The sequence below is a fragment of the Arthrobacter sp. Y3221114 genome (assembly GCF_059092625.1).
Map to the genome: position 1 here is coordinate 57,649 of NZ_JBNHHW010000004.1, position 23,195 is coordinate 80,843.

Here is a 23,195-nt window from a genome sequence, read left to right on the forward strand (position 1 = left end):
CACTAAAATAGGCAGCATGCGTATCAATGCCTTCTCCGACGTGTGCCTGCGTGCACTGATGCTGCTTTCGGCGGCGCCGGAAGGCGAATTGATGACCACCCAGGCCATCGCCGATGGCGTGGGCACCCCCTACAACCACGTCAGCAAGGCGGTGCTGAAGCTGCGCTCGCTCGGACTGGTCGAGGCGGTGCGCGGTCGCTCCGGCGGCATCCGGATCAGCCCTGCCGGACGGCTGGCGACGGTGGGCGGACTGCTGCGGACCCTCGACGGGCGGGAGGACCTGGTGGATTGCGAGTCGCCCAGCGGGGATTGCCCGATGAACAACAACTGTGCGTTGCGTGGAGCGCTGCGCCGGGCCCGCGAGGCCTTTTACCGCGAACTGGATCCCCTCGTCGTATCTGCCATGCCGCACCAGTCGCAGATGGAGCCCGTCTTTCTGGCGTTGCTCACGCGCCGCCCGGCGTGATGCACGCCGGGCCACGCCACCTTTGACCACTGCGGCGGCCGGTGATCTGCGGGAACCGCCGGCCGGTGTTCAGGTGGAGTGGCCTGCCCGCCGGCCCGCCCTTGTCCCGGGTCGCCTCAGCCGGTTTGGCGTCCGGAGAGCTTGTCGCGCAACCGGTCCACCATGCCGACGCCGGGTCCCACGGTCTTGTGGAACAGCTCGGAGTGCGGGGCGCTGGGATGGGGCCTGGTCGGCGCGACCTTCTTGGCGCTCTGGACCTTTTGACCCAGATCGACGAGCTTGTCCTGTGGAATGTGTGCGCGCAGCTTCGGGAACTGATCCGTTTCTTCGTCGTTCGCGTGGTGGCGCAGCTGTCCTGCCAGTTCCCTGACCAGCTCCATGAAGGTCGGATCGGAAGAGTCGACGTCCTCCATCCGCTTCATGAGCCGGACGATCTCGTCGTGCTCCTTCTTGTCGTGCTCAACCTCTTCCTTGCCGTTCGGCACGTGTTCTTCTATCACGGGGTAGACAAGCATCTCTTCGGCGACGGCGTGGCGCATAACCTCGGCAATGACGGTATCGGCCAGGTCCCGGCGCTGGCCGGGGTCGGCGGTCTGCTCGATCTGGCTGAGCAGTTCGATCATTTCGCGGTGATCGGTCGTGAGGATATCGATGACATCCCCGCCCTGAGTATCGGCCATGGAACGCCCTCCTTTGGGTCGTGGCTCCTGAGCGTGCGTGGGAGGCCTCAACATACCAATGAGCGGCACCCGAATCCACGATCCGAAGCGCTTTCAGGGTGCATGAGCGCGAAATCGTGGCCGCCGGTCTAGACCGGATGCCGACCGGGTCATCCGGAAACGAAGATTGGCCGTTAAGCGGATGAGGCCCCCGCGCAGCTGCGCGGGGGCCTCATGTCGGGAGCCTGTGGTGGCGTCCCTTCTTCAGTCAATCAGGCGAAGCGAACCTGGAGCTGCTTGAGTTCGGCATCCAGTTCCTCGGGCAGGGAATCGCCGAACTGTGCGTACCATTCCTCGATGCCCTTGAGCTCTTCCTTCCACTCCTCCGGATCCACCTTGACGGCTTCTTCCACCTGCTCTCGGGTCATGTCCAACCCGGTCAGGTCGATCGAATCGCCGGTCGGGATGTAACCGATCGGGGTTTCAGTGGCGTCCGCGGTGCCCTCGATGCGTTCGATGGCCCACTTGAGCACGCGGGAGTTCTCCCCGAAGCCGGGCCAAGCGAAGCCGCCGTCGGCAGTGCGGCGGAACCAGTTGACCAGGAAAACCTTGGGCAGGCGGTTCGGGTTGGCCTTGCCCTCGATGGTGCCCCAGTGCTTGAGGTAGTCGCCGGCGTTGTAGCCGATGAACGGAAGCATGGCCATCGGGTCGCGGCGGACCACACCGACGGCGCCGGAGGCTGCCGCGGTGGTCTCGGACGACAGGGTGGAGCCCATGAAGATGCCGTTGGTCCAGGAGCGGGCCTGGGTAACCAGCGGGATGGTGGTCTTGCGGCGGCCGCCGAAGAGGATCGCGTGGATCTCCACACCGTCCGGGCTGTAGTACTCCTGGGCCAGCATGTCGATCTGCGAGATCGGCGTGCAGAAGCGGGAGTTCGGGTGGGCCGCCGGCCGGCCGGACCCCGGCGTCCAGTCGTTGCCCTCCCAATCGATCAGGTGATCCGGCACTTCGTCGGTCATGCCCTCCCACCAGACGCCGCCGTCGTCGGTCAGTGCCACGTTGGTGAAGATGGAGTTGCCCTTGGCGATGGCGCGCATGGCGTTGGGGTTGGTGCTCCAGCCGGTGCCCGGTGCGACGCCGAACAGGCCGTACTCCGGGTTCACGCCGCGCAGTTCACCCTCCTTGCCGATGCGCATCCAGTTGATGTCGTCGCCGAGGGTTTCGGCCTTCCAACCGTCGATGGTCGGATCCAGCAGCGCCAGGTTGGTCTTGCCGCAGGCCGAGGGGAAGGCGGCCGCAATGTTGTACGCCTTGCCCTGCGGGCTGGTGAGCTTGAGGATCAGCATGTGCTCGGCCAGCCAGCCTTCGTCGCGGGCGATGACCGAGGCGATGCGCAGGGCGTAGCACTTCTTGCCCAGCAGCGCGTTGCCGCCGTAGCCCGAGCCGTAGGACCAAATGGACCGCTCTTCGGGGAAGTGCACGATCCACTTCTCCTCGTTGCACGGCCAGACCACGTCGGCCTCACCGGGCTCCAGCGGGGCGCCAAGGGAATGCAGCGCCGGGACGAAGAAGGCGTCCTCGGCCTCCATCTTGCGCAGCACGTCGGTGCCGATCCGGGCCATGATGCGCATGGAGGCGACCACGTAGGCCGAGTCGGTGATTTCCACGCCGTACTGCGGCTGCTCCGCGTCCAGGGGCCCCATGACAAAGGGGATCACGTACATGGTGCGTCCGCGCATGCTGCCGGCGAAGCGCTCCGTGAGGATCGACTTCATCTCAGCGGGGTCCATCCAGTTGTTGGTGAACCCTGCGTCTGCCTCCTTCTCGGAGCAGATGAACGTCCGCTCTTCGACCCGGGCGACGTCCTTCGGGTCGGAGAAGCCGACGAAAGAGTTCGGGAACAGCTCCGGGTTCAGCCGCTTAAGCGTGCCGACCTCGACCAGCTGGTCGGTCAGGCGCGCGTACTCCTCTTCGGAGCCGTCCACCCAATACACAGAGTCGGGCTGCGTCAGCTCTGAAACTTCGGCAACCCAGGCCAGAAGCTTTGCGTGTGTAGTTGGGGCATCCATAAGTGTTTCCTCAAGAACCGGCTGACGCGTGATATCGCCCATGACTCATCCCTTTCCTGGGCCAGTGGTGTTTCTAGATGCTATGGGTCGATGGCTAGACCAGCTGGCTGCCGAAAAAGCGGATTTACCTGGGCCGGATAAGACCGGCCCGGAATTCCGGGCTTTTTCTACGTGTCAAGGCCCACAGGTGTGATTAAGGTCATATAGACCGGTCTAGTTCATGTGTCCTTTGATGGGTCCGTCACACCGACTTGGCAAGCCCGGCAGGCCGTCCTCGGGGATGAGACCCGACCCCCAAGAGCCGGGATGCGCGGAATTCCGGGGCGTAGGCGGGCGGGGCTCCCTCGATTTGGCGACTGTCCGGCAAACACGCTACAGTTGTATCCGGCCGCGAGGCCAAGCGCCCATAGCTCAGCTGGATAGAGCGTCTGTCTACGGAACAGAAGGCCGGGGGTTCGAATCCCTCTGGGCGCACCAACGAAATGCAGTCCGGTCACCGACCGGGCTGCATTTTTCTTTGCCGCCAATGTGCCGCGGCCCCGGCGGTTTTCCGGCCCGGACGTCCCTTTGGGCCTCATGTCACACCCGCTGCTTCCGCAGAGTCGCCGAGCGGACACACGGCTACCGTCTACACTCAGCTGGAACGCGATGTGCTCGGTTACGCGGAGGCCATGACCGCAACCCCGCCCGCCGTCGCGGATGACCTTGTGGATAGGCTGAAGCAGCATCTGGAGCCGGCCCAGCTGGCGGAGCTGACCTATCTGATTGCGGTCGAAAACCTGCGGTCGAGGGTTAACGCCGCGTTGGGCCCGGCCAGCCAGGGCTTCACGGGAACCTGCAGCGTAGGAGGTTTGAGATGACGACGACCCAGGCAAACCTGGCCGTGTTCCAGCAGCACCGCGGGCTCCTCTTCGGAGCGGCGTACCGCCTCCTGGGCAGCGCCGCCGATGCCGAGGACGTCCTCCTAGAGGCGTGGCTGCGGTTCTCCGACGTGCCGCCGGACCACGTCCGGGAGCCGCGCGCCTTTCTCCTGCGGACGGTGACCAATCTGGCGCTGAACCAGATCCGCGCCCAGCAACGCCGCCGCGAGAATTACGTCGGGCCGTGGCTGCCCGAGCCGGTCAGCTCCCTGCCGGGCGCCCCACCTCCGGCGCCGGACGACGCCGCCGTGCTGGCCGACGATGTCTCGCTGGCCATGCTGGTGGTCCTGGAGCAGCTCTCCCCCTTGGAACGTGCGGCCTACATCCTGGGCGAGGTCTTCGGCTACCCGGCACCGGAGATCGCCCGGACGCTGGGCCGCTCGCCCGCGGCGGTGCGGCAACTGATGTCGCGCGCCCGTGACCACGTCGCCAGCCGGCAGGCCCGGAACCAGGTGGATCCGGCCCTGCACCGGCGGATCACCGAACAGTTCCTGCACGCGGCCAAGACCGGGGCCATCGAGCCGCTGCTGGGCCTGCTGGCTCCGGACGTCGTACTGACCAGCGACGGCGGCGGCCAGAAGTCCGCGGCGCTGCGGCCCATCTTCGGGGTCGAGAAGGTGCTGCGCTTCCTGCTCGGCATCACCAGCAAGCCGGACGCCCCCTTCCAGCTGCACGTCGCCGACGTCAACGGCCTGCCCGGGTTGGTGGCCGTGGACGCGGACGGCGCGGTGGACACGGTGGCGGGCTTCAGGATCGATGAGGGCTTGGTCCGGGAAATCTTCCTCATCCGGAACCCGGACAAGCTTGGCCGCATCAGCATCTAGCTGTACTGACCTCGTGGCGGTTATCACTGCCGGCCGAACCAGCGGGCATGAGACGGTTGAAACAGGCATCCGCTCCGTCGTGTGTGTGCCTGTTATGTGTTGGTCCCGGATTTAGGAGGAGTACCCATGAAGGTCACCGCCGCCGTCGTGCGCGAGACGGGCGCACCGCTTTCAGTTGAAGAGCTGGAGCTCGCCGAGCTTCGGCCCGATGAGGTGAGGGTCCGCATGGTCGCCACCGGTATCTGTCACACGGATTCGACCGCCCGCGATGGGGCTTATCCCCTCCAGTGGCCGGCGGTGCTCGGTCACGAGGGCGCCGGTGTTGTGGACGGTGTGGGAACCGCGGTGACGAGCGTCGCGGTCGGTGACCACGTGGTGATGGCGCCGGCATCGTGCGGTACGTGCAAGCAGTGCCGCCGCGGGGAGATGGCGTACTGCGAGCACTACATCGCCATCAATCTCAGTGGTCGCCGCACCGCCCTCTCGTCCGACGGCGAATCCGTGGCCTCGCACTTCTTCGGCCAGTCATCCTTCTCGTCCTACGCGAACGTGCTCGAGCGCTGCGTGGTCAAGGTCGATCCCGAGGTTCCGCTGGAGATGCTCGCCCCGCTGGGCTGCGGGCTGCAGACCGGGGCCGGGGCCGTGCTCAACGATCTGCGGCCGGAGGCGGCGACATCGCTGGCGGTGATCGGTGCGGGCGCGGTCGGCTCGGCCGCGATCATGGCCGCCAAGATCGCCGGCTGCACGACGGTGGTCGCGGTGGATTTGCACGACAACCGCCTGGAGACGGCGCTTGAACTCGGCGCGACCCACACCATCAACTCCGCCAAGACGGACATGGGCGAGGAACTGAACCGCATCACCGGCGGGGAGGGCGTGGATTACATCGTCGACACCACCTCCGTGCCCGCGGTGCTCAACCAGGCTGCCCGGGCGCTGGCGTTCCGCGGCACGCTGGTGGCCGTGGGCAACACGACCTTCGGCACCGAGGCACCGTTCGAGATCGGCGAGTCCCAGGTCAAGGGATGGACGTTCAAAATGAACGTCCAGGGCAGCTCGGTGTACCAGGTCTTCATTCCGCGCCTGATCGAGTTGTGGAAGCAGGGACGGTTCCCCTACGACAAGCTGGTCAAGACCTACTCCTTTGCCGACATCAACCGGGGATTCGAGGACTCGGCCAACGGTTCCACGATCAAACCGATCCTTCTCTTCTGACCGGCGGAGTCCGCGCCCGGGCAGGCGTGGCCGTGGCCGGTCCGGGCCGCTGAACTTTGGGCCAGGGCGTACCGCTCGGGCACGCGCTGGATGTGCGTCAGCGCAGCACCACGAAATCGGTGACCGCGGCGTCGCGCCCGTCCAGCTCCGCCCAGCTCTTGCCGTGCTGGAGCACGGTCAGGCCTGACGTTGGATAGTGCGTGGCCATGTCCACCACGGCCTCCTCGTCGGATTCCACGGACGCCAACCGCATCGCCAGGTCCTGCACCGCCGGCATGTGGGCCACCACCAGCAGGGACGTGATGGTGTCGGGCAGTTGGTTGATTTCGGACAGGACCCGCACGGCCGGCGCGTCGTAGAGTTCGTCGGACAGCATGGGCGTCGGCGCCTTCTCCCCCAGCTCGCTGCACACCCAGGTGCAGGTCTGGCGGGTGCGCAGTGCCGACGAGCACAGGATGAAGTCCGGGATGCAGTCGTGCTCCACCATCCACCGTCCGATCTGCGGCGCCTCGTCGTGGCCGCGCTGGGCCAACGGGCGCTCGTGGTCCTCGACGCCCAGCGGCCACGCGGCCTTGGCGTGGCGCATGATCATCAGCTTCTTCAGGTGGTGGTCGTTCACACCACGAGTGTAGTGCGGGCCCTTGCCTCCGCCTCCGCGCGGTGCAAGGCTCGGGACATGGCAGAGCGGACGCTGGAAGCGGATGTCGTGGTACTCGGGGCAGGGGCGGTCGGTGAGAACGTGGCGGAGCGGACCACCCGCGGCGGGCTCAAGACCATCCTGGTGGAATCGGCGCTGGTCGGCGGCGAGTGTTCCTACTGGGCGTGCATGCCCTCCAAGGCACTGCTGCGTCCCGGCACGGCCCTGCAGGCCGCACGCAGCGTCAAGGGCGCGGCCCAGGCCGTGACCGGCGGCCTGGCGGCGGAGGCGGTGCTGGCCCGCCGGGATTCGTTCACCTCCGGCTGGGACGACGCCTCCCAGGTGGAGTGGGTCAAGGGCGCCGGCATCGAATTGGTCCGCGGCACCGCCCGGCTCAGCGGTCCGCGCGAAGTGACCACGGACGACGGCGGGACCGAGACCCGCATCACCGCACGGCACGCCGTCGTGCTGGCCACCGGTTCCGCGCCGAACGTTCCGCCGCTCGACGGGCTGGACGGCATCGATTATTGGGGAACCCGCGAAGCCACCTCGGCCCGGGAGGTCCCGGAGAGCCTGCTGGTGCTGGGCGGCGGTGTCTCCGGCTGCGAGCTCGCGCAGGCGTATGCCCGGTTGGGCACCGAGGTCACCTTGGTGGCACGCGGGGACCTGCTCACGAACGTCCCCGACCCCGCACGGCGGCTGGTGGAGGCCGGGCTGCGCCGCGACGGCGTGCGGATCCGGCTTAACACGCCGGCGGCACGGGTGGATGCGCACGACGGCGGCGTCACCCTCACCCTGTCCGCTGCGGGTGCCGACGGGGAGACAGGTGCGGCTGACACCGTCACGGGTGCCAAGCTGCTGGTCTCCACCGGACGGCGGCCGGCCCTGTCTGGACTTGGCCTGGAGGAGCTGGGACAGGATCCGAAGCGGCTGGAGGTGGACGCCAGCGGGCGCGTCGTCGGAGTTGACGGTGGCTGGTTGTACGCGGTGGGCGACGCGGCCGGCAAGGCCTTGCTGACGCACCAAGGCAAATACCAGGCGCGGGCCACCGGGGATGCCATAGCCGCCCGGGCAGCCGGCGAGCTGGACGGCGACCCGGAACCGTGGAGCCGCTTTGCCAGCACTGCCGACGAGGCGGCGGTTCCCTCGGTGATATTCACCGATCCGGAGGTCGCCGTCGTCGGCCTATCCGAAGGCCAGGCCAAGGATCGCGGGCTCAATGTGTCCGCCACCGAGCTGCCGATCGCCGTCGCCGGATCGTCCCTGTATGCCGATGGCTACCAGGGCTGGGCCCAGATGGTGGTGAACGAGGACCGCAAGGTCGTCGTCGGCATGACGTTCACCGGGCCCGGCGTCAGCGAATTGCTGCACTCGGCGACCATCGCCGTCGTCGGCCAGGTCCCGCTAAACCGCCTTTGGCACGCAGTGCCCTCCTACCCCACCATCAGCGAAGTCTGGCTCCGCCTGCTCGAAGAATACGGGCTCTAGCCGAGGCAGCGCAGGCAGGTAGAACCTAGATGGAGTACTCCGGGGCGGCCCAGACCACTACTTCCGGGTGCTCGTAGAACCGGTAGCCCTGGCCGCGTACGGTGCGCACCGTGTTGGCCAGGCGGCCCAGCTTGGAGCGGAGCCGGCGGATGTGCACGTCGATGGTGCGTTCGTTCGGAACTTCCTCGGCGTTCTTCCACAGCCCGGAGAGCAGCTCTTCACGGCCGACGGTGCGGGTGGCGTTCTCCACGAGGTAGTTGAGCAGCTCGAATTCCTTGAACGTCAGGTTCAGGGTGTCCCCGTCCAGGTGCACCTCGCGGCGGGAAAGATCGATCAGGACGCCGCTGGGGCGGTTGGCGTGCGAGGCCGGCTGCGGCTGCCGCTGGATCTCCACGGCCGGGGTCCGCGGACGGCGGCTGACGGTCGGATCGCCCAGGGCCTGGCGCACCACGTCAATGTTTTCGCCCGGGGCGTCGGCCGGAGCCAGGGCCACGGCCCCGTGGGTCTGGGCGTCCGGAGCCAGCGACTGCACGTAGGCGCGCACCTGGGAAGCCAGTTTGCTCAACGTGGTTCCCTGGGCGGCGGCGGCTTCCTCGTCCAAGCCCACATAGAGAACAAACCCGCGGGCAACAGTGTCATTCGACACCGCCTGCGGGCCTGGAATCCCATTGGGGGTGACCACGGGGGTCGGGGCAGTGGTCGGGTTGGAGGCAGCGGCGTCGAACTGGCCGGGAACAGCGCGCAACACGCGGTAGGCCTGCTGGTCCCCCGGGTAAGCCGGCTGCCCGGCGAACTGCGGGTGCTGTCCGGCTGCCTGCCGCTGGGCGGCGGCCGCCCGGTTCTGGGCGTTGCGGACGGAGATGTGGACGTATCCGGATGAAACTGACATTAGAACCTCATGTGTGAAAATGGCCGTCATCGCGGCGCGAATGCATGGGTGTGCCCGCACGGGATGTTTCTGGTGCCCGCCATTGGACAGATGAATTGCCTGAATAACTCGAGGGGTGGTGAGTTAGGCCTGCATTCGGCAACAGTCCGCCAGTCCGCCGGGATACGTCCCGTAACTGAAGGCTGCGGCTGCAGATGCTGTTGCGTTGTTGTTCACAACCATGAGTTTGCTCGTAACAAAGCTTACGTGCAAGTAATATAAGCCTGCTTGTCTCACATAGTGAGAAGAAGTAGTGGTTTTGTGCCACACATCACACCATCGATGTGCATAAATATCAGCCAACGACCGGCCTTGCGGGCCACTCCTGAATAATTATTCATCGAGGCGTTTGGCTCGGCCTCGGACGCGTCAGGTGCAAATCGCGGGGATTTGCAAGCCGTCCAAACTGTGGACACCCCTGGTTCTTGCGGGCCACCGTGTGGCAGCCCACAAAACCCCGTCAGAGCTGCCCCTGGTCGGCAGCGTCAGCCGGCAACGCCGTAGAGCCGGTCGCCCGCGTCGCCCAGGCCGGGCACAATGTAGGCCTTTTCGTTCAGCCGCTCGTCGATGGAGGCCACCACGATGGAGACGTTCCGGTCCTCAAGCTCGTCGCGCAGGGCCTGCAGCCCTTCCGGTGCCGCAAGCAGGCAGATGCAGGTGACGTCGGCGGCGCCGCGGGCGAAGAGGAACTTGATGGATTCGCGCAGCGTGCCGCCGGTGGCGAGCATGGGGTCGAGCACGAACACCTGCCGGCCGGTGAGGTCGGCCGGCAGCCTCTCGGCATAAGTAATGATGTCCAGGGTTTCCTCGTTGCGCGCCATGCCCAGGAAACCCACTTCGGCGGTCGGCACCAGCTTGGTCATGCCCTCGAGCATGCCCAGGCCGGCGCGCAGGATCGGCACCACCAGCGGGGTGGGCTTGGTGAAAGCGGTCCCGATGGTCCGGGTCACCGGGGTTTCGATCTCCACCGGTTCAGTGTGGACGTCGCGGGTGGCTTCGTAGGCCAGCAGGGTCACCAGTTCTTCGGTGAGTTGGCGGAAGACGGGCGACGGAGTGGTCTTGTCGCGGAGAACGGTGAGTTTGTGGGCAACAAGGGGATGATCCACTTCGAGTACGCGCATTCCACAAAACTACCGGCAGCCGGATAGCAGGGACAAACACCGGGCCTGCCAGAATGATGGCATGGGCCCGATTGATCCGCAGCACCACCAGTGGATGGGCCTTGCCCTGGACCAGGCCCGCTTGGCCTTGGAGACCGCCGATGTGCCCATCGGCGCCGTGGTGATGGGGCCCGACGGCGAGGTGCTGGGTTCCGGGCGCAACGAACGGGAGGCGCTGCACGACCCGACCGGCCATGCCGAAATGGTGGCCATTCGGGAGGCGGCCCGCAAGCTTGGCTCCTGGCGTCTGGACGGCTGCACGCTGGTGGTCACGCTGGAACCCTGCGCCATGTGCGCCGGTGCCATTGTGCTCGCCCGCATCCCCAAAGTGGTCTTCGGGGCATGGGATGAGAAGGCAGGCGCCGCCGGCAGCGTTTTCGACGTCCTGCGCGAACGGCGGCTGAACCATTGGGTCGAGGTTTACCCCGAGGTTCGCACCGACGAGTCGGCAGCCATGCTGCGCGCGTTCTTTGCGCGCCACCGCGGCGAACTTCCGGAGGACTAATCCCTACTTCCCCGGGTTGCACGTGCTCGGCTGCCCCGCCCGATTCGTTGCGGCTCCGGGCTCACGCCGCTCGACCAGTGAGGCCGCCCCGCCGGACCGTTTTGGGGCTCAGGGCCAACAGCGGGTAAAGTTGACGCGTTGGTGACGTGTCCGAGCGGCCGAAGGTGCAACACTCGAAATGTTGTTTGGTGAAAGCCAACGTGGGTTCAAATCCCACCGTCACCGCCAACTGAGAAGGCCCTAGATCCTTGCAAACACAAGGGACTAGGGCCTTTTTTATTTCCCCGAAGCGGCTTTTGGGCTCATTTTGGGCACACCCGACAGTGAGATGGCGTTATCCAGGGCATCCGAAATCGTGTCTAGATCCCCGTCAAACAGGTCCGCGTACACGTCCAGGGTCATAGCTGCCGAAGCGTGCCCAAGCATCCTTTGCACCGCCTTGGCGTTGGCATTGGCGCTAACGGCCATGCTCGCCGCCGTATGCCTCAGATCGTGCGGAGTGATCCGCGGAACCCCCGATGCGTCGATAGCTGAAGCGAACCAGGAATAGTTTTCGGAGTGGACCCGCGCCGTCCGCAGATGTCGGCCGTCAGGTCCAGGGAACACCAAATCGTCACGGTGCTTCCCCTCGCAAGCCTTCGCCAGATAATCCACCAGGTAGCGCGGGAACGGGACCGAACGCACTTTATGACTCTTCGGCGTCCCCACGACGATCTTCCCCGACACTTCCACAGCGTTCTGCTCGATGTTCAACCGGCGCCGTAGCATGTTTACGTCTCGCACCCGCAGAGCCGTTGCCTCGCCCCAGCGAAGCCCGCAGTAGGCCAGCACGAGGACTAACGTCGGGTACTTCGATGCTTCAGCCAGCGCGTGCACTTGCTCATGGCTCAGATAAACATGCGGCTTCTTCATCTTCCGTGGGAGATCGACACCACGAGCAGGGTTTATGAGTAGCCGGCGGTCACTTATGGCGTCGTCAAGGATGGCAGCCAGGACACCATAGGCGCGGATCACCGTCGTCGGGGATTTAGGCTTTCGTGGAGGGTCCATCTTCGGATCTCCAACTGTCAGGCTAGTTACCCATGCTTGAACTTCGGTGTGCTTGATCTCGGACACCTTGCGCCCGCCCCACGCGGGCTCCACATAGAGCCGCCAGGCTATCTCTAGCGGCCTGTAAGCGGACGGCTTGAGTTGACGCTTGCGGTCCAGCCAACTCGGTCCTAAATCGGCCACTGTGGCGCGTGCCGCCGTAGCGTCGATGAACTCCCCGCGCTGCTTGGACACCTCAACAGTGTTGGAAAAGGCCTCGGCATCACGTTTCGTCTTGAATCCCCGTTTTTTCGTGGGAGTCCGATCGGGCTTCCGATACCGGACCATGTACCGCTTGCCCGCCTTGGTGTCGTAGGGCTCAATCGTCGCCATATTTGAATCCTTGTGCATCGTCTGCCTTGCCGAACCCGACCTGCCGGAGCATGTCACGAGCATTCCGATCAAGCTGAGGATTATTCCCAAAGTCCTCGGGGGCACGGGGGTCAACCTGAGGTCTTGCCCGGTTGCGGAACGTAGCTATTTCGCCTCGTGAAACTTCTTCGTCGTTCACGGTCATATCCAGAGGCTCTTGGCAAAGGGCCCAAAGCCACTGCGTATTGTGAGAAACTTCCCGGTCTGCCACACCTGTGAGCGTTGAGCGCGTAAACCTGCTCCCATCTTCCGGCAGCAGAAGTGTGAGCGGTGAAACTCCGAAGACTACGGCTAGCGCCATCAGGTCATCAACGTCGACCCGCCTCTCCCCTGCCTCAATTCGACGCAGCCCCAGCGTAGGTATTGTTCGGCCAACCGCTGCCAGCTTTTCCGCCAGTTCCTTATACTGCATGCCGCCGCGAAGGCGTTTCACGTTGGCGCGCACGGTTTCTCCAGTGCCACCCAGTCCTACTTTTTTCTCAGCCATAGTGACACTCTACAGCTCAAAATGATCTTTGGTAACCCATTGTTGACTTCCACGCGATCTTTAATCTAGAGTGATACACGAGAGATCAAAAGGATCTTTCAAAGGTCAAGGAGGGAAAGCATGGAGGACACGCTCCATAAGCCGTCAGATGTGGCGGGGTTCCTCGGAACCACCGTCGGAAGCCTGGCCCAGATGCGCTACCGGGGCATCGGCCCTAGGTTCATCAAGCTGGGGGCAAAGGCAGTGCGCTACCGGGATTCAGATATTCGCGAGTGGCTGGACAAGAACACCAAGGACCAAACCTAAGAACTCCCATCGGGCCAAAGCTCGGGGATTAGCGAGAGGGGCAGACGATGCCCGCTATTGAAGACAAGCGATTTCTCGATATTCGAGAGATCGAACGCTATCTACGCGAGGACCGCGGCCATTCAAAGCGCGTAGCCCGGTACTTGGCACGCGAGGTCTACCGCGACTGGGAAACCTCGCTGCTGGAACTGCCGACCGGATGGCATGAAGTACTGCACCCCCCCAAGGTCAGCTTCGTCCGCCGAACCCGCTGGAGCCCCTTCGAATCAGGAGGCGGCAAGCGCATCACCGATTCAGACAAAGAGAACGGCCCCGGAGCCGAATCCGCCAAGACACGCTCCGAAGCCGCCTAACCACCCCCATAGGAATGATTACTTTGACCAAGCATACCGAATCCCCCAGCCCGCTCAAAGCATCTAGTGAAACGGTTACCCAGCTTGCCAACATGGAACGTGCCGGGATCCTGACCGTACGGGAGTTTGCAAGTAGGGCGTTCGCCATGGGCATCCAGCCTTCCGAACTGTTGGCACACTTCAGTGTGAACGCACCTGAAGGCTTCGCCATGTCCGACAACGACCCCGAGGTGTGGCACGGGCCCACCGAGTACGGCGAAGTCTGGCAGATCGAATCCGACTGGACAGCCACCGAAGGCATCACCTTCACGGTAGAAGGACTAGCCGGCACCCGCTGCTGCTCGCTCACAGCGGACCAAGCCGCCGAACTGGCTAAAGCCCTTGCCGGAGCTGCTGAGAAGGCCGCCAAGTGAACGCGCAGACTTCAACGCACCTCCATCCGTCCCAAGCTGGACAGCGTGCCAAAGTGGCGCACCACATCAATGGTTGGGACAGGGCGGCAGCTATTGTCGACGGGCGAAAAATTCCCACCCGCTGCGGACGCATGATTCACGTGCAAGCCGTACCCGGCACAAACGGACAGTGCGCCCGTCCAGAGACTCCAGAGTGCCCCAACTGTCGGCTACTGGCAGACATAGGAGCCAGCCTGCCGGTAGGCGCTACACCCGAAGGCTAGGCACCCTCCATGACCCAGCTCCCCCAACACGCTGGGCCAGACCCCGAAACCGAATACCTGGAAAAGCTCCTACGCACCGACCGGACAGCGTGGGAGCTTTTCCGTTACGGCTACGAAACAGGTCTCGCCCACTCGATCGACCACGAGCGACTAGCCCGAATCATCCGGGCGATGGAACTCGAATACGCAGAAAACAAATCCCTTGCAAAGTCCGCCGCGGGCTTTGTTGACGTTCTGGCGCACCGGAGAAAAACCGATGCCGCCTATGTACCCATGAGGAGGTCCGCGTGACAGAAACCATCGTCACGAAACGCGTTGTCCTGACGCCCGCCAGCATGATCCGCACGCGCCGCCAGAAATGGTTCTGGGAGCCCGCCAAGGGCAGCGGAGTCATCCCGTTGGGAACCGCCACCATCGCGGCCGGCAAGGGCGGTGAGGGTAAGACAACGTTCATGCTCGACCTCGCAGCCCAGGGCAGCCGGGGAGAACTGCCAGGCGACCTACAGGGCCACACCGTAGCAACAATCATCATCGGCCCAGAAGACGACTGGGAAACCGTGATGATCCCCCGCCTGAAGGCCGCACGAGCCAACCTGGATCTCATCTACAAGATCGACGTGGAAACCACCGTTGACGAGTTCACCCGTCAGCGGTCCATCAAGTTCCCGATGGACGTAGACATGATCGCGGAAGCCATCCACGGCACCGGCGCCAAGATGATCGTCGTTGACCCGGCCCCGTCCTTGATGCACGGCGACATGAACAAGGTCCAAGACGTTCGAGCCTCATACGAACCACTCATAGCCCTTGCTCAGCGTGCAGAACTCGCCCTCATTCTCATCAATCACTTCGGGAAGGGTGCCGGGAGCGTGTCGGCCAAGCTCTCAGGCTCCCACGCGTGGCGCGACCTCACCCGCTCCTACCTGGCTTTTGCCACTGACGACGAGACGGGAGAGCGGATCTTCAGTCAGGACAAGAACAACTATGGCGAGTCCAAAGGGTCCTACAGGTTCACCCTTGAATCCGTGAACGTCACCACCGACGACGGCGACACAGCCAACGTCGCCAAGGTCAACTTCCTAGGCGAAACCGACCAGACCGTAGGCGAGATCATCAACCGGGAAACCAGCCCCGAGCAGGACGATGGAACGACCGGGAACGAGTACGACGAGTTCATTCGGGAATGCCTCGAAGACGCTGGCGGTGAAGCGCCCGCCAAGGAGATCGAAACCGCTGCCAAAGCTGCTGGCCTGGACATCACCAAGCTGCGAAAACGGCGCGGGCGGATGTCAGGGCCGGCGGTCAATTCCCAGCGCGTGGGATTCGGCAAAGGCTCCAAGGTCATGTGGTCCCTCGCCATAGATTCCCCCATAGATGCCACAGATTCCCGTACTCAGGACACGGGAACCTATGGAACCTATGCGGAATCTATACCCGCTTGCACCCTGCACCAAACGCCCCTGGACGGCTGCTACACCTGCGATCTAACAAGGAGCGCAGCATGAGCCACAAGGCAGGTTTCAGGCCCCAAGCCCAGCTTCGGAAGCGCCCATGGCTCGACAAGGACGGGACAAGAACACCAGGCATCGCAATAATGCACGGCGCCAAAGTCCTCGCCCACCTCACCCCAGAAGAGGCGCGCCGAATGGCAGATCAACTACACGACTACGCAGACCAGACAGAACAGGAGAAAGCAGCATGATCAACGTCGTCTACGGAACGAAGGCCGCGACTGCCCCAGCGAGCATTCCTGCTGAGGGGGTCTCCCCGGAATGGGTCCGAAAGTTCGCCAAACACGAACTCGAATGGCTCGCCGCACACCTCCACAAACAGGCGCAGGAAGCCCACCAGGACGCCCGCGAATGGCAGAACCGGGCGACCCTCGCTGAAGCCCAACTGGCGACCCTCAGGGCCCAATACGAACCCCACGGAACGGAGTAGAACCATGACCAGCAACGCCAGTAAGCGCTACGGGGAAGCCCTCGAACGTCTGAGGAACAACAACCCCACCGACTACCGCGCCGTCAAAAGCAGGGTGGAGTCCTGGAAGAGCATCGCGGACAAGTGGCGTGCACGAGCCGAAGAACTCGAAGCGCAGATTGGCGCGCCAACTCAAAGCACGAAACACCCATAAAAGCAACTGCGCGGGCGGATTAGGTGGTAGTCTGTTGGTAGAACGAATCACCAGACGCGATAGCAACGACAAGGTACGAGGAACCCGGCGGGGTCAAGTACCAAGGATCGAAGCTAAGCGTGAGTGAAGGTTCAGGCACAGACGGCCAACGGTAACCAGTCCGCCCGCCAGTCTCACCGACCGGATGGAAGCTCCGCACCGCATCGCAAGCGGCCCGCGTAGAGCGTAAACCCCGGTTCAACTGATTCGATTCTGTGGCACCTCTTCCAAGGGATCTATACCCCCACGGTGCCGCTCCAAACCATTGGAGAAACATCATGTTTGAAACCAAGACAGCCGGCCTGAAGATGGCCGAAGAACGCGCCGAACTTCTCGCCCGCGTAACCACCGTGACCGACAACGCGAAGGCCGCAGCCCGCGACCTCACTGCCAGCGAAAAGACACAGGCAGAAGCTGATCTGGCCCGCGTCAAGGAGATTGACGATTGGGCTGCCAAGGCCAAGGAAGCCGACGACCTCATGGCTGCCATGGGCCGGAGCTGGGTACCCGGCAGCGACCACGACCGGGAAAACACCAAGGGCACCGGATTCGACGCGGAACAGGTCAAGACCGGCCTCGCCTCCGCCATCCGGCAGAAGGGCGCCTACGCCTTCAACATGCCCTTCAAGAAGGAAACCATCACCGCTGCTAGCGTCGGCCAGCCAGCCACCGGCAACACCATCGTCAACGTCCCACCCGGAACCTCAGCAACAGCCCTCCGCGACGTGTTCGACGTGCAGTCGACCGCTAACGCGAACATCAAGTACTACGTCATGGGGCAGGGTTCCGGCGCCGCCATCGTTCCCGAAGGCGGCCTCAAGCCCGAACTGACGTATGACCTGACACCGAAGGAACTGTCGCTCGACAAGATCGCCGTGCGCTTCACCTACACGGACGAGCTCAGCCAGGACGCGAACTTCCTCCTCTCGTACATCCTGCGGGAAGCAACTAGGTCCGTCCTCCTAGAGGAGAACCGGCTTGTCCTCGCACAGCTCGCAGCCGTAGCCGGGGCCCTCACCAGCACCGGCACGAAGGCGCAGGCCATCGACGTTATTGCCGGCGCAATCGGTGCGGCCGAGGCTTCCAACGGACTCAGCCCTACCAGGATCATCGCGAACCCGCTCGACATCGCAGCGATCCGCACGCTCAAGGCCTCAGGGTCCGGGGAGTACACCATGGATCCGCTGAGCAGCACGCCCAGCAGCGTTCACGGCGTCCCGCTGACCTCTACGCCCGCCATCCCCGCTGGCACCATGTACCTCACCACCCCCGGCCTCGGTGTGTTCTACACGCACACGTCCGGCCTGCGGGTCGAATCAGGATTCGCCACCGGGGACTGGGAGCACAACAGGGTCAGCACCCGAGTCGAGGAACGCGTTCACCCGGCGATCATTCAGCCGAGCTACCTCACTAAGATCACGCTCACCGAAGCGTAAACCTCAACACCCCGTGGTCCGGTCCCTCACTCAGTAGGGGCCGGGCCACACCCTTTCTCAGCCCACTACGCCCACGCGATGGGGGGGGGTGGGCTGAGGGAGAGAGGAAGCTCACCGGGCGAACCTTCCCGCCGCGCCTATCGGATGTGATTGCTACGCCCCCTGGGTAGGGGGTCGCAGCCACTAGGAAAGGTGAAGCTCCCTGACTCCGCCCGGTAGTCACTTACACACACAGCATTTTTTCCACTTCGAGCAACACTGAGCCACCTTCACGGGTGGTTCTCCTATTTAAGGAGCATCATGCCTTATCCGTTCAAGCAGATTTTTGCCGCTGACCCATTCCACCCGGACGTGGTGGCGACGACTGGCGCCGAGGTGACGATCTTCGCGCCTGGTGACACAACCAAGAAGCCCCTCAGCATTACGGATGCGTCGGGCCTTCCGTTGCCTAATCCTGTCAAGGTCAACGAGCACGGCTTCGGCCCTGCCTTCATCGCGGATATCCCGCAGGTTGCATGGGAGGGTGCGGGCCTGACCGGGTTCATGGAGTCGTTCGAGGGCATGCGGGTGGAGGCCGCTGCTGCTGCGTCGTCCGCTGTGTCGGCCGAGCACTCGGCGTCTACGGCAGCCGAGAACGCCGCCGCACAGGTGTCCGCGGAACTAGCCGGCGCACTGTCCGCCGTGCAGCAGGCAGCCGCCGACGCAGCCCATGCAGCCGAACTCGTGGACGCACCCGCAGACACCGCCGTGCGAACCCTCATCGAAGGCGACACGCAGACGAAGGCCGCAGTGAATGCCTTGATAGACGATCAAGGCTCCGGCCCGTATTCGAGCCTCACTTCTCGCCTTCAGATCCTTGAACCAGCGCTCGACGCTCGACGGTTTATCGGTGACAACCCAACAGATAACGCTGACTACACAACGCAGCTTCAGGGCTGGCTAAATGCGCTAAGTGAGCCATCCCCAGGAAGGCCCGCCGAAGGCATCCTCCCGGCTGGAACATTCGGGATCAGTTCGTCTCTCAACTTCCCCAACTTTGTGAAGCTCATTGGGCAGGGTTCAAGCTTCGGCGGTCAGGATCGGATCGGGACACGCATCCGAGCCCTTCCCGGTTTCGTCGGTGATGACATGCTACGGCTGTCCACCGCTGGCGTTGTGGGTAGCGCTGGCCGCTCATGGCACTGGGGTGGCATTGAACGTTTCTGCCTGATCGGGTTGGGTCGCACTGGCCCGAACGGAATCAACCCCGGCAGTATGGGCGAGAACTCCTACATCCGGAACGTCGGCATCCGGGACGCCAAGGATGGGTTCTATGTCCGGGGCGTGCAGGCTACAGCGCACCTGGAGAACATTGCTGCACACGGTTGCCGGTACGCGCTACACCTCGACGAGATCCAGTCTACCGTCCGAGTGCTGGGCATCTCAGGGGATAATAACGCGAGTCTGATCCGGGTTAGTGGTGGCGCCAGCGCGAACGTGCTTGTCCTGAGCCCGAAGGTCGAAAACTTCTCAACCTCGACCTTCAGCACGAATAGGGAAACCGGAGACGGCAACCCAGTGTTCCTCATCGATGACCTGGACGGCGGGTTGTTCCATGTCATCAGCGGCTGGGCCGACACAGACGGCGCACTCGCTGATGTTGTGCGTATCCAGAAGACAACCGCAACCCATCGGGCCAAGGTTGTCCTCGATGGATTCGGGGCGAACACGCTCTACACGAACCTCATCAATGACACAATCGACAACAAGGTTCTCCCGTTGCAGCCGCAGGGGCAGACCCGCCCTACCGTGCACTGGAATGTCGGGCAGGTTGTTGGTGGTGCCCAGTCCAGCATCCTCCTTGAGAATGGGCAGGTCATCCGGGGTAGGCAGACTGACGGAACCTACCAAGCGATCATGCATGTCACCTCCGGCAACCTCACCGAGGTCCGTGGGGTAAGTGGTGGTGGTGCTATCCGTGGCGTCAGTGGCGCTGGATCGATCATGTCGTGGGACTCGACTGGGAGCCAGGTCGGCTTCCTTGGTGCAGCCCGAGTTGGGAAACGAACCCTCCCTGCGGCGGCGACTGACGCGACAACCACGCAGGCATTAGCTAACGCGCTGCGCCAAGCCCTGATAGATTTCGGCTTCGCCCAGTAGCCCCGGCTTAGCAGTGGCCCGCCACACCTCGTGGCGGGCCACTGCTAACGGGGCTCTGTGGGCACATTTTGGGCACATTCCCCTGTAATCATGTGTCATCCTGCGTCATTCATGTGACCAATAATCCGCGTAAATCCAACGGTCCGCTGTAACGCCACGGTGCTGGATAGAATTCAAATCCCACCGTCACCGCCACAGAGAACCCCCGGAAATCCGGGGGTTTTCTTCATTCTCAGGTCTTCGTGGTGCACATGTGGTGCATGTTTCTTAGAATCAGGGCCTCTCCGAGGTGCGGAGGCCGCGCGGGCGGTACGTTTTTTCGGTGTTCTCGATCGCGGTGTTGTTCGCCTCTACCTCAGTGACCACCACCATGACTGCGCCTCAGAGCTGGATCATGCTCTCAAGTCTCCGCCATCAGATGCGACAGCTGGACTGAGATTCCCGGTGCAGGGAGCCGTCAACGGCGCTGCGCGCTGCGAGCGGATGAAAACCCGAAGGCAAAGACGCTGCCGACAATCGCCTGTCGCTTCTTAGCTGTAGTGGAGCGGCGCATGGCTGATGCTACCAATCTCCTGTGCGGGCATCTTGATGCAGGTGGAGGAAGCCCCCGTATCCAAACCCGCCACGCCACCCCCATAGCTCCCAAACGTGTACGGGGTACTGCCTCCTGTGGGGACACACCTCTGGGGATGGGAACTTGGGCCGGCACCCGCCTGACCGGTCGTGATGGACAACGCTCCGATAACGAATGCCCATTTTACGACTGACTTCTCAGCCGGCCTGCTAGCTTCAGCAAATGAAGCAACGACTATTGCCGACTCTAGCGATTGGAGGGTCGCTGTCGGCTGCCCTGCTCATCGGATGCGGGGCGGAGAGTGATGTGGAGGCTGGAAGCCAGCCACCGCCCAGCTACCCAGGTAGTACTGCTACAGCAGTCGCAGATCCGGTCTTCGGCACATTCACGGGCACGCAGACTATCGAGCTTGGTGCTCCGCCCGCGGAAGCTACCCACATCTATATAGAGCTGACTTGTCTCAGTGCTGGAACTCTCCTGTTGCATGACACTGACGAAGTAACCTGCACTGATCTGAATGAGGGTACAACCCGCGCATTCTCGTCATATCCGCTGTCACCGGACCAAGTCTTTTTCGAGGTGACGAGCGATCCCGATGTCAGCTACATGGTGAGGGCCGTTTACGAAAACGGCGCATCTGTCCAATGGCTTCTTCCGTCGCGCTCTAAATTGGCGTTTTCAAATCCGTTAAAGCCGTCATGAAGATGATGGCGAACGCCGCAATGCACAGACCTCCGGTAAGGCACAGGGCGAGCATCATCTTTCGTTGCGGCCCGAACGGCTCCCCTTCTCGTCGGGGATGTGCAATGGCGAAGACGGAGGAGATCCCAACCAGTATCAGGCCGACGGTGAGCAGGATCAGCGCTTCCGGTTGCATGGCCCCATACTCCCATCGTTTGTGAGAAGGAGCAGGGTCAGCGCTGCTTAACGGTTGCGTTCCCGTTCCAACCGCTCTCGTCGTGCCGCTAACCCCATGGGCAATGTGACGAGCATCAGAACGCGGAAAGTCCTCCCATCACCAAAAGCGGACTCAGCCCTGAAGGAACAGCAATCAGTCCACGGATGAAGAGCGAAGCGAAGACGCCGATGCAGGTAACCCGGATGTACCGCCTTGCTGCTAGCCCAGGCATGAATGCCCCTTTCACGTGCTAAGCATGTGACCGCTACGTATTGGTGGAGCGGCGGCGATCGGTTCCCAGCCATTCCGCCCGCGTGCCCTCCGGCCGATACATCTGCCCGATCAGCCCGCCGACTATCAAGGGAAAGTACGCGACGGAGAGCAGGTCGCCGGAGTCAATCAGCAGCTGCCATGCAACCGCCGTCGCTGCGACGGCCGCGACTAGGCCGGTGATGATCAGCTGCCACCGAAACGGTTCGAACGCCAGCGGCCGGCCCTTTTGCGTTCCTCGCAGCAAAGACAGGACACCAAATACCCCCATGGTCATAGCGAAGACCACCCAGACAATCCGGAATGCAATCTCCGCTCCGTCATCAGGGCTGGAGACCAAGGCCATCACCAGCGTGGCAAGAGAGAGCAAGCCAATGACCAAGGCGCCCGCCGCCAGCTGACGCCTTCGCTTCGATGTCCCCATCTGCCCATAAAAGTTCATCCGCAAGTGGCCGTCAACGCATGGGTTATGAGGCTGTTGGCAGTTCCACGGCACTCTAAGGGTTGGATCTTCAGTCGAGTTTGCTGCGTCGCCGTTTCCGCTCGATAAAGAGAACTAACCCTGGAGCGATAATCGCCAGGACGGGAAGGGCAAACATCAATGGCCGGAGAGGGTCGGGAAACACGATGGCGAGGACCGCCATGACAATTCCAAGGGCCATGGCAGGAAGACCTATGGATAAGCGCAGCTTCATGTCAATGCTGTTTTGGGTTCCCATTCTGCACGCTCACCCTCTTCTTTAGCGGAGGATTAAAGTGTCAGGCGCTACATCCCAGACGGTTAGGAGAACGGAACAGCCACACTACCGGAACTATGTCGAAGCCGTACTCCAAAACCCAAAAGCTCAAAGCGGGCCGGATGGCAGCTCCGCCTCTGGTCACTTCACGCGTTCGATGAATTCAGCCAGGTCCTTGCCGCACTGACCGTAGTCATAGACCGTCGTTTCCATACGCGGTGAGCACTGCACGTCAATACGTGCAGGCGTGTTCTCGGGCAGGCGAATTAAGATGACTTCTCCCCAGGTCCAGATATTGGGGCGGATGTATACCTTGATCATTGAATGCTGGGTCTGGACCTTGGCGTATTTCGCATAACTCTCGGCAATCGTGAAGATCTTATGGCGCAGAGCATCGTGATCGCCGTGCCATTCGAAAGAACCGACTGCCGATGCCCCTCTCACAGATACCCCTTTGCTGCGCGAGGCTTCGTTCGTTATGCGAGTCCGGCGGCCCAGAAACATCACCAATCCCACGCAGACGACAGCACCAGCGGCCAACAGAACCGGAACGTAAACCGGGATCCCCATGTGTCATATCAAACTCGATGGGGTCGCATAGCGCCAGCGGAGCGGCGCGCCTGATGATGTGCGCATTCCCAATGGGGTGGGTGCAACACCACTCCTCGCTTACTTCTTCCTCTTGCGATCTCCAGGAGCCAAAGCAGCTAGAGAGATCAGCAGCAAGACCATGCCAACCGCTGTGCTCCATAACGCCACGCTGCCACCAGATCGGAGAAGTTTGAAAGGAAAGGTTGCAGCCCTATCTCTTGGC

General features: G+C 63.0%; 26 protein-coding genes and 2 tRNA genes. 18 read left to right on the forward strand and 10 right to left on the reverse strand.

Going from position 1 to position 23,195, the window contains the following annotated elements; all coding sequences use genetic code 11:
• Nucleotides 1-16: 16 nt before the first annotated feature.
• Nucleotides 17-466 carry an RrF2 family transcriptional regulator gene (locus AC5RV3_RS09835; RefSeq protein WP_494111891.1) on the forward strand — a complete coding sequence of 150 codons (450 nt, stop codon included), beginning with the start codon at nt 17-19 and terminating at the stop codon, nt 464-466.
• Nucleotides 467-582: 116 nt separating this feature from the next.
• Here the strand turns inward: AC5RV3_RS09835 and AC5RV3_RS09840 are convergent, their stop codons facing one another.
• On the reverse strand, nt 583-1,146 hold the full coding sequence (locus AC5RV3_RS09840) for a hemerythrin domain-containing protein (RefSeq protein ID WP_494111890.1): 564 nt from the start codon (nt 1,144-1,146) through the stop codon (nt 583-585).
• Between the two features lie 251 nt (nt 1,147-1,397).
• Nucleotides 1,398-3,236: a phosphoenolpyruvate carboxykinase (GTP) gene (locus AC5RV3_RS09845; protein ID WP_494121965.1), complete on the reverse strand. Its 1,839-nt coding sequence runs from the start codon at nt 3,234-3,236 to the stop codon at nt 1,398-1,400.
• Nucleotides 3,237-3,594: 358 nt separating this feature from the next.
• Here AC5RV3_RS09845 and AC5RV3_RS09850 point away from each other — a divergent pair.
• From AC5RV3_RS09850 to AC5RV3_RS09865, 4 genes are all read left to right on the forward strand, one after another.
• Nucleotides 3,595-3,671 (forward strand) — tRNA-Arg (locus tag AC5RV3_RS09850).
• A 194-nt stretch (nt 3,672-3,865) separates the two neighbouring features.
• Entirely contained in the window at nt 3,866-4,054 is a 189-nt protein-coding gene (locus AC5RV3_RS09855) for a carboxymuconolactone decarboxylase family protein (protein WP_494121966.1), read from the forward strand.
• Complete coding sequence (gene sigJ / locus AC5RV3_RS09860) at nt 4,051-4,938, forward strand: RNA polymerase sigma factor SigJ (protein WP_494121967.1); 888 nt, start codon at nt 4,051-4,053, stop codon at nt 4,936-4,938. The genes AC5RV3_RS09855 and sigJ overlap by 4 nt, the downstream gene beginning before the upstream one ends.
• A gap of 126 nt (nt 4,939-5,064) precedes the next feature.
• Nucleotides 5,065-6,153: an NAD(P)-dependent alcohol dehydrogenase gene (locus AC5RV3_RS09865; protein ID WP_494121968.1), complete on the forward strand. Its 1,089-nt coding sequence runs from the start codon at nt 5,065-5,067 to the stop codon at nt 6,151-6,153.
• A gap of 97 nt (nt 6,154-6,250) precedes the next feature.
• Here the strand turns inward: AC5RV3_RS09865 and AC5RV3_RS09870 are convergent, their stop codons facing one another.
• Nucleotides 6,251-6,772: a SixA phosphatase family protein gene (locus AC5RV3_RS09870; RefSeq protein ID WP_494121969.1), complete on the reverse strand. Its 522-nt coding sequence runs from the start codon at nt 6,770-6,772 to the stop codon at nt 6,251-6,253.
• Nucleotides 6,773-6,829: 57 nt separating this feature from the next.
• Here AC5RV3_RS09870 and AC5RV3_RS09875 point away from each other — a divergent pair, with 57 nt between their 5' ends.
• A complete protein-coding gene (locus AC5RV3_RS09875) occupies nt 6,830-8,278 on the forward strand; it encodes a dihydrolipoyl dehydrogenase family protein (protein ID WP_494121970.1) in 1,449 nt (482 codons plus the stop codon).
• A 25-nt stretch (nt 8,279-8,303) separates the two neighbouring features.
• Here AC5RV3_RS09875 and AC5RV3_RS09880 read toward each other — a convergent pair whose 3' ends face one another.
• Both AC5RV3_RS09880 and upp read right to left on the reverse strand, forming a co-directional pair.
• Nucleotides 8,304-9,167: a winged helix-turn-helix domain-containing protein gene (locus AC5RV3_RS09880; protein WP_494121971.1), complete on the reverse strand. Its 864-nt coding sequence runs from the start codon at nt 9,165-9,167 to the stop codon at nt 8,304-8,306.
• 524 nt (nt 9,168-9,691) lie between these two features.
• Nucleotides 9,692-10,327: a uracil phosphoribosyltransferase gene (gene upp, locus AC5RV3_RS09885; RefSeq protein WP_493988841.1), complete on the reverse strand. Its 636-nt coding sequence runs from the start codon at nt 10,325-10,327 to the stop codon at nt 9,692-9,694.
• Nucleotides 10,328-10,388: 61 nt separating this feature from the next.
• On the opposite strand from upp, the gene tadA reads away from it, so the two are divergent.
• Together tadA and AC5RV3_RS09895 are read left to right on the forward strand one after the other, a co-directional pair.
• Nucleotides 10,389-10,871 carry a tRNA adenosine(34) deaminase TadA gene (gene tadA, locus AC5RV3_RS09890; RefSeq protein ID WP_494121972.1) on the forward strand — a complete coding sequence of 161 codons (483 nt, stop codon included), beginning with the start codon at nt 10,389-10,391 and terminating at the stop codon, nt 10,869-10,871.
• A gap of 140 nt (nt 10,872-11,011) precedes the next feature.
• Nucleotides 11,012-11,099 (forward strand) — tRNA-Ser (locus AC5RV3_RS09895).
• Between the two features lie 48 nt (nt 11,100-11,147).
• Here AC5RV3_RS09895 and AC5RV3_RS09900 read toward each other — a convergent pair.
• The gene (locus AC5RV3_RS09900) at nt 11,148-12,293 is read right to left on the reverse strand and encodes a tyrosine-type recombinase/integrase (RefSeq protein ID WP_494121973.1); all 1,146 of its coding nucleotides are present in this window, start codon (nt 12,291-12,293) and stop codon (nt 11,148-11,150) included.
• Complete coding sequence (locus AC5RV3_RS09905; RefSeq protein WP_494121974.1) at nt 12,280-12,819, reverse strand: helix-turn-helix domain-containing protein; 540 nt, start codon at nt 12,817-12,819, stop codon at nt 12,280-12,282. The genes AC5RV3_RS09900 and AC5RV3_RS09905 overlap by 14 nt, the downstream gene beginning before the upstream one ends.
• Nucleotides 12,820-12,939: 120 nt before the next feature.
• Between AC5RV3_RS09905 and AC5RV3_RS09910 the strand changes: the two genes are divergently transcribed.
• The 10 genes from AC5RV3_RS09910 (at nt 12,940) to AC5RV3_RS09955 (ending at nt 19,902) form a co-directional block, all read left to right on the forward strand.
• Nucleotides 12,940-13,125, forward strand: a complete 186-nt coding sequence (locus tag AC5RV3_RS09910; RefSeq protein ID WP_494048814.1) for a helix-turn-helix transcriptional regulator — start codon at nt 12,940-12,942, stop codon at nt 13,123-13,125.
• 47 nt (nt 13,126-13,172) lie between these two features.
• On the forward strand, nt 13,173-13,478 hold the full coding sequence (locus tag AC5RV3_RS09915; RefSeq protein ID WP_494121975.1) for a hypothetical protein: 306 nt from the start codon (nt 13,173-13,175) through the stop codon (nt 13,476-13,478).
• A gap of 23 nt (nt 13,479-13,501) precedes the next feature.
• A complete protein-coding gene (locus tag AC5RV3_RS09920; RefSeq protein WP_494121976.1) occupies nt 13,502-13,891 on the forward strand; it encodes a hypothetical protein in 390 nt (129 codons plus the stop codon).
• 272 nt (nt 13,892-14,163) lie between these two features.
• Nucleotides 14,164-14,445 carry a hypothetical protein gene (locus AC5RV3_RS09925; RefSeq protein ID WP_494121977.1) on the forward strand — a complete coding sequence of 94 codons (282 nt, stop codon included), beginning with the start codon at nt 14,164-14,166 and terminating at the stop codon, nt 14,443-14,445.
• Nucleotides 14,442-15,659, forward strand: coding sequence for an AAA family ATPase (locus AC5RV3_RS09930; protein WP_494121978.1), 1,218 nt, complete (start codon nt 14,442-14,444; stop codon nt 15,657-15,659). Before AC5RV3_RS09925 ends, AC5RV3_RS09930 begins: the two co-directional genes overlap by 4 nt.
• The gene (locus AC5RV3_RS09935; RefSeq protein ID WP_494121979.1) at nt 15,656-15,856 is read left to right on the forward strand and encodes a hypothetical protein; all 201 of its coding nucleotides are present in this window, start codon (nt 15,656-15,658) and stop codon (nt 15,854-15,856) included. Before AC5RV3_RS09930 ends, AC5RV3_RS09935 begins: the two co-directional genes overlap by 4 nt.
• Nucleotides 15,853-16,095, forward strand: coding sequence for a hypothetical protein (locus AC5RV3_RS09940; RefSeq protein WP_494121980.1), 243 nt, complete (start codon nt 15,853-15,855; stop codon nt 16,093-16,095). Before AC5RV3_RS09935 ends, AC5RV3_RS09940 begins: the two co-directional genes overlap by 4 nt.
• A 4-nt stretch (nt 16,096-16,099) precedes the next feature.
• Complete coding sequence (locus AC5RV3_RS09945) at nt 16,100-16,288, forward strand: hypothetical protein (RefSeq protein WP_494121981.1); 189 nt, start codon at nt 16,100-16,102, stop codon at nt 16,286-16,288.
• Nucleotides 16,289-16,605: 317 nt separating this feature from the next.
• Nucleotides 16,606-17,763, forward strand: coding sequence for a phage major capsid protein (locus tag AC5RV3_RS09950; protein ID WP_494121982.1), 1,158 nt, complete (start codon nt 16,606-16,608; stop codon nt 17,761-17,763).
• 300 nt (nt 17,764-18,063) lie between these two features.
• Nucleotides 18,064-19,902, forward strand: coding sequence for a hypothetical protein (locus AC5RV3_RS09955; protein ID WP_494121983.1), 1,839 nt, complete (start codon nt 18,064-18,066; stop codon nt 19,900-19,902).
• Nucleotides 19,903-21,140: 1,238 nt separating this feature from the next.
• Here AC5RV3_RS09955 and AC5RV3_RS09960 read toward each other — a convergent pair.
• The 3 genes from AC5RV3_RS09960 to AC5RV3_RS09970 form a co-directional block, all read right to left on the reverse strand.
• Complete coding sequence (locus AC5RV3_RS09960; RefSeq protein ID WP_494121984.1) at nt 21,141-21,353, reverse strand: hypothetical protein; 213 nt, start codon at nt 21,351-21,353, stop codon at nt 21,141-21,143.
• A gap of 286 nt (nt 21,354-21,639) precedes the next feature.
• Nucleotides 21,640-22,068 carry a hypothetical protein gene (locus AC5RV3_RS09965; protein WP_494121985.1) on the reverse strand — a complete coding sequence of 143 codons (429 nt, stop codon included), beginning with the start codon at nt 22,066-22,068 and terminating at the stop codon, nt 21,640-21,642.
• A 454-nt stretch (nt 22,069-22,522) separates the two neighbouring features.
• On the reverse strand, nt 22,523-22,951 hold the full coding sequence (locus AC5RV3_RS09970; protein WP_494121986.1) for a hypothetical protein: 429 nt from the start codon (nt 22,949-22,951) through the stop codon (nt 22,523-22,525).
• Between the last annotated feature and the right edge of the window lie 244 nt (nt 22,952-23,195).